Source organism: Paenisporosarcina sp., from assembly GCF_049671445.1.
In the GTDB taxonomy this organism is placed as follows: Bacteria; Bacillota; Bacilli; order Bacillales_A; family Planococcaceae; genus Paenisporosarcina.
Genome location: NZ_JBATUX010000086.1, coordinates 1 through 6098, shown reverse-complemented (window position 1 = coordinate 6098; position 6098 = coordinate 1). Strand labels below are relative to the sequence as shown.

The 6098-nt window shown below is 35.1% G+C and carries 6 protein-coding genes and 1 pseudogene; 1 reads left to right on the top strand and 6 read right to left on the bottom strand.

What is annotated here, in order from left to right; all coding sequences use genetic code 11:
* Window positions 1–236: pseudogene (locus WBG45_RS11060) on the top strand (phospho-N-acetylmuramoyl-pentapeptide-transferase); the annotation flags it as partial.
* 436 nt (window positions 237–672) lie between these two features.
* On the opposite strand, the gene WBG45_RS11055 reads toward WBG45_RS11060, so the two are convergent.
* The 6 genes from WBG45_RS11055 to WBG45_RS11030 all read right to left on the bottom strand — a co-directional run.
* Window positions 673–1467, bottom strand: a complete 795-nt coding sequence (locus WBG45_RS11055) for a phosphotransferase (protein ID WP_424414548.1) — start codon at window positions 1465–1467, stop codon at window positions 673–675.
* 145 nt (window positions 1468–1612) lie between these two features.
* Window positions 1613–2848: an MFS transporter gene (locus WBG45_RS11050; protein ID WP_424414546.1), complete on the bottom strand. Its 1236-nt coding sequence runs from the start codon at window positions 2846–2848 to the stop codon at window positions 1613–1615.
* A 349-nt stretch (window positions 2849–3197) separates the two neighbouring features.
* The gene (locus WBG45_RS11045) at window positions 3198–3548 is read right to left on the bottom strand and encodes a DUF1428 family protein (RefSeq protein WP_424414545.1); all 351 of its coding nucleotides are present in this window, start codon (window positions 3546–3548) and stop codon (window positions 3198–3200) included.
* A 563-nt stretch (window positions 3549–4111) separates the two neighbouring features.
* On the bottom strand, window positions 4112–4582 hold the full coding sequence (locus WBG45_RS11040; RefSeq protein WP_424414543.1) for a peptide-methionine (S)-S-oxide reductase: 471 nt from the start codon (window positions 4580–4582) through the stop codon (window positions 4112–4114).
* Window positions 4583–5031: 449 nt separating this feature from the next.
* Window positions 5032–5559 (bottom strand): AAA family ATPase, encoded by a 528-nt coding sequence (locus WBG45_RS11035; RefSeq protein WP_424414541.1) that lies wholly within the window; start codon window positions 5557–5559, stop codon window positions 5032–5034.
* A gap of 171 nt (window positions 5560–5730) precedes the next feature.
* Window positions 5731–6098, bottom strand: a 368-nt coding sequence (locus WBG45_RS11030) for a DinB family protein (protein ID WP_424414539.1), incomplete at its 5' end; no start/stop codon positions are given.

The following is a 6098-nucleotide window of genomic DNA, read 5'->3' as shown; positions in this document are numbered from 1 at the left end:
AAATTTTAATTCCTATTTTGTTCTTTATATATTTTGCTGAAGTACTTTCGGTTATTTTACAAGTTTCATCATTTAAACTTACTCGTAAGCGTATTTTCAGAATGACACCGATTCACTATCACTTTGGTTTAAAATATGAGTGGTCCGAAACTACAATTGTCACGTTTTTTGGATTTATTTCTTGGTTTTGTGTATTTATCTGTTTTGCTTATTGGAAATTTCTTCTAAATCTATAAATAAAGTTATTATCATTCCAATGAATATTAAAGGTAACCAGGCAAAGGACAATGCAAAAAAAACATACCAAGGTCGAAAATCTGCAACCGCATAAAGTGATGTACTAATCAATACCCCGATAATTAAATATACGGAGATGATTTCCATTTTGTCATCGAACTCCTTTTTACTATTATAAAAAGGTGCACATGTAAAGGTACTACATTTTGGCATAATATTAAGATTTTTTATGTTAAAACGATCTTCGACTTGAAGATCGTTTTAAACTGGAATTCCATATACATAGCAATCCCGTACAAAGCCTACTGTGTGTCTGTTTCAAGTTGATTACTACCCATTTTAGTGAAAATAGATATGCGGAGAAACGATTTAAAGACGTTTTTAAATCCACAGTTTTTCCTGTCTGTCCGTTTTTAAAGTCAACAAGACCTTACCTTAAATCCACTCACTTCCATGTTCACGAATAAATTTAATATCACTTTGATAGTGTTCAAAATGTCCTTCATCCACCATCTTTTGAAAAGCAACATCACCTTCACTTGCTTTTCTTTTCATATAATTACATAATCCTTCTAATCGTAGTAATACCATCTCTAAAAAACCTTTTTCCATTCCCTCAATACCATAGGATTCAAAGAAAAACTTAACCCTTTGTTTTATACGGTCGGCATCCTTTAATGGATCATAATAAACTGCCTCACCTGTTTCAGTATGATAAAGTCTACTTAAGGGGATGCAAGTGTAAAGAGTATACGCTATATCCCAAAGTCTTGGACCAGGAGCAGCGACATCAAAATCAATAATACCTACTGGTTTTTCGTGATCAAAAATAATGTTATATATAGCAAAATCATTGTGACATAAAACCTCTATTTTGTCGGGAGTATTATCCATTGGTTTCCACTCATTTAATAACGGAAAATCACTCACAGAATCATGATAAAGACGTTGCATTTTCGCTATTTCTTTTAAAACATCATCAGACCACATGTATTCTTTTAAAGGATAATTACCAGCTTCCCCTTCAATAAATGATAATATTTCTCTTCCTTTTTCATCAATACCTAAAAACTTTGGTGCATAACTGAAACCTTTGTTCTCCAAATGCTTTAATAGTTTATGAATTTTGAGACTATCTGACTTTAATTCTCGTCGCACAGTATCTCCCGAACGATAAACAGTAGAGACATTCCCTCCTGTTAGAATTTCTTCATTCTCATGCTTTGACATCTCTAAATTCCTCCCAAATATGACTTACTATAAACCGTAAAACAAATCCTATTTGTTCAATTAACTTGTCTCGTTAACTGGAAACGGAATTTTATCAATCGTTATCTAAGTCAACATTATCAAAAGATTTTTCCTTTTGATATTATCAGTCATCATCCTCAATTTGAGCATTATACATTTTGGAGAATAAAAACCATATTCCGCATATGGCTAGCCCTACTATAGAAATCCATAAAGCAGTTCGGAATCCCAATCCATCGGCGATAAAGCCGCCTAGTGGCGCACCAATTACAATCATACTACGATTGATTGATCGCATTGTGGCACTCACTCGGCCTTGCATACTTGCTGGTGTTATGGACTGACGGTAGCCCATTTCGAGTGGGCCTTCTACACCCATCCCGAAACCGTAAAGAAATTGACCGAAAATAACCATAACTAGTGAGATTGTCTGCATATTTCCGTCAATAGCTGGTGGTGCTAGGACAATCAGGATTACTGCTGGACCATACAAGATTCGTGAAAATGTCATAACGTGTCCAATACCCAAACGCTTACCAGCTCGAATTGACAGTGAGGTACCAAGTACAGCACCAATACCGGCTGCGGATAATACAATTCCAAGATTGGACGCTTTGAATCCAAGTTCATTTATTGCGAACGTTACGAACACGGTAGTCAACATGCTATGGAAGAGAAACCAAACGTGTGTATTTAAAGCCAACGTACGGAGGTATTCGTGTCGGTAAACCCATTGCCAACCCTCTTTTATTTGCGCGCTCAAATGACCCCGTGATGCAATATCTGTGTTCTGATATTTTATTAAAGACAACATAATGCCTGAGAGTATATAAGTCCCTGCATTTATTAGGATAGCGAACGGAGCACCAATCCAGGCGACTATTCCTCCTGCAAGTGCTGGGCCACTGGTTTCTGCGACGGCTGAACTTTGTCCTAATCGTGCATTTGCCTCTGTTAACATGTTGCGAGGAACTAATAGTGGCACAAGAGACTGTGACGCAACGTCATGAAACAGTGACATAACCCCAAAAAGCATCATGATGACAATAAGCCATCCGATATTAATAACACCCAACATTGCCATTAGATAAATTAATATAAGTAGAATTCCTCTACATATATCTGTCACTACTAATATATATTTACGATTGGCGCGATCAATAATAACGCCGGCTACCAGTCCTAGTAGCATGTATGGTAGCCACCTAGATGCAGAAATCCATCCAACATCAATTGCACTTCCACTGAGGTTAACTATCACTAAAACTTGTAGAGCAAGCGTAGTGATGTATACGCCAAAGTCTGATATTGTTGAGGCAATCCAAAAGCGCGAAAAATCTTTATGCTCGATAAGTTTCATCCACTCATGCCTCCCTGAGCACATAAATTTCAAATATACATTCTTACACTTACAGGCCCCGTTAGTTTATGTAAAAGCCTTCACAATCTTTAATTTATGTTAACATAAATATCCAATTATCCTAAGGGATTATTTAGATATGGATTACAGGAATTTTTTTGAAGTTATTGTCACTTTGGATGTTAATTAGCATTTGCTTTAAGTGTTATTTTGCACTTCCAACTTTAAAAACCCAACAAGGAATCTCCATTATTAAAAAGCCCAACTTCTCTGAAAATTAAAATAGAGAAATTGGGCTTTTCTGTTACTTCATTAAAGCGCGCTATTATGGCAGAATTCATTTTCTTTGTTATTGCAATTCGAATTCACCACGGACAGTTCGACTCACATCGATCACCTTTGTCATTTGATCATATAACTTTTCAATCTGTTCATCATTATCAACTTTCTTCATAACCTGACTATGGTGAAACTTATTATGATAACGGTTAATTTCTAACATAAGTACTTCGCTTTCGCGTAGTTCAACTGCCGATACCATTCCTGAACAACCATACTCCGGTTGAATAGATGCAGCAGTATATGTTTCGCTCTCGATCGCACCATATTCTTTGTAAATACGTTCAGCTTCTCGATTAATTTTTAAAAATTGTTCTTTGTTTTCTTCCAGTACTGGATAAAGATAAATTTCTAAATACATGATTACTCCTCCTTAGATTGAATTAATTGAATTAGAGACATTCATGATTTCTATAAACCGTAAAACAAACCCTGTTTGTTCAACTATCCTGCTTTGTTAATTGAAGAAGAAAATGGAAAGTCCATTGTTACTTGAATAAGTCGATGGTTTCAGTATCTTTTTTTTAAAAAACCGCTACGAGAAGAATTACAAGACCAATCAACAATAAAGTTGGTAACATTATTGATATTAGTGCAATTCCCACCCAGCCTAATTTTTAATTACAATTTCTCCTTCACCTTTTGGAACTTCGAAACCATTAAGGTAAGAAGTTAAAAGTTCTTCAGAAATAGGGAACGAATTTGCATCAAAACCTATGTAAATTGAATTTCTTAAAGAGATTCACTAAAAATTCCTCTCATATAATCTAAAACAAGGCAAGTGGTGAAGAAATAAATCTTCACCTCAATTAATTTGATAAATTCCTGTTAGGTCTATAGGTAAAAAAGGAACTTATATTACTCATCAATTTCATCAATGAAGGGAAAAGAATGAATATGGAAAGTTTCTTTTAATATTCTTCCTTACTTGTATCTACTTAATATTTCTTCTGGAATATGACAATAATCATTTGGACATCTAGCCAACCTATCTTGATGTTCTTCTGCACTTCTCACATAGTTTGCAAGAGGTAATACTTCGACAACTATAAGGTCATAATCATTTCTCTCAATAAGAAACGCCTTCGCCTCTTTTAAGTGTTCAGGCTCCTCACTATATACTCCTGTTCTGTATTTCTCACCAACATCCTGTCCTTGTTTATTCAAACTGTATGGATCAATGATTTCAAATAAATACCCCATTAATTCCCTGATTGTTACAACTGTCGGATCAAATTCTGTTTTTACACATTCGGCGTACCCATCATATTCACCCTCAAGTGTATGACCTGTACCATTAGCTCTTCCTGCTTCTGTAAACGTAACTCCAGGTAAAGTTTTTATAAAAGCTTGAACTCCCCATAAACATCCACCTGCAATATATACTACTTCCATATCGACTCTCCTCTTTGTTATAAAAAAATTTCATTCCAAGTTAGCAGGAAAAATGTAGTCATTAAGTCTACTACACATTTAAATAAGGACAAATCTTATTCTTCAATGACACGTTTGCAGAAAATTGATCTTATTGCAAATTAGTCAATTTTGTATAGCAAGTATAACATTCTCAGTTCAAAGCTTTTGTCACTCGGTGGTAATAACATGTCATGAGCGGTACATTTCGTTAGCTGCAATCACCTCTCAGAAATCCAAATTGGAAAGATTATCTCATAAAGAATTTACTATTAAAGCATGCTCACTATTTGACACTTACTTTACTCTGAAAGATGTTAGATATAAAAACGTTAGTAAAAGTACACTATAACGAACTCTTATGTGTAATAAGAAAAAACTATCCCCATAGGATAGCTTCTCTACATCTAGATCACTTGTTTTTCTTTCGTTTAATTTTCAATTACAATTTCTCCTTCACCTTTTGGAACTTCGAAACCATTAAGGTAAGAAGTTAAAAGTTCTTCTGAAATAGGGAACGAATTTGCATCAAAACGGTTGTTACGTAACTTAAGTCGTTCACGTAAATCATTTGGATAGACTTTTAAATAGATTAGTTTCCATTTACCGCCAGAATCCTCAATAAGTTTTTTATATTGGTCCCTTCTTACACGATCCCAAAAACTGAAGTCAATTACCACCTGTTGTTTATCGTGAATTAACTTTACTAAACGGTTGCGTAATTTACTTTCTGCAACTTTCCTGTATTCCTCAAATTTATCCATTGGGAAATCAATCCCCCAACGACCATTCGTAGCCCATATTTCTTCATCAATAGAAAGACGTACAAAGCCTTCCTTTTCTATTAGTTGTGAAAAAGTAGTTTTCCCAGAACCAGCCACACCACACATCATCACCACTAAAGGAATTACATCATTTCTTTCCCGAAGAATTACGTCAAAATTAAATTTTTCAAACATCTTCATCTTCCCCTACATTTTTTGATGTGAATTCCTCATTACCTTAAGTTAATCTCAATCGACTGTTTATTAAAGTGCACCGTTAGCCACCCATACATTGCAATGCTAGCTCTGCACTACAGATGTTTAGAACGGCTTATGAAGGTCGATGAGCTATGGTGCCACATTCGTTTATACCCAAAGTTTTTGGTCCAGTTCATACTTCTGACGCAGATGATGACGAAAGTGCATTCCAACCAGATCAAACCACTCCTGTGCATTCAACCATCCAAAGCCTCCATGTTTATCTTTGTAATTTGGGTTTATATCATTTACTTTCATTTTCAATTCTTGCATTCTTTTCATAAGTAGATCGAGCTCCAGCATAATGTCCTCTTTCATTTTTGTATTATCGGGTGGGGTATCCAGTTCATCTGGTAATTTGATTTTAATTGGCGGGAATCCTCCAATATTGAATAAATATTCTCCAAATTCTGTTTTACCCTGCTTTTGTTCTCTAACAGCTAACGCACAAGCTTCAACACTGTCTAGATACTCAT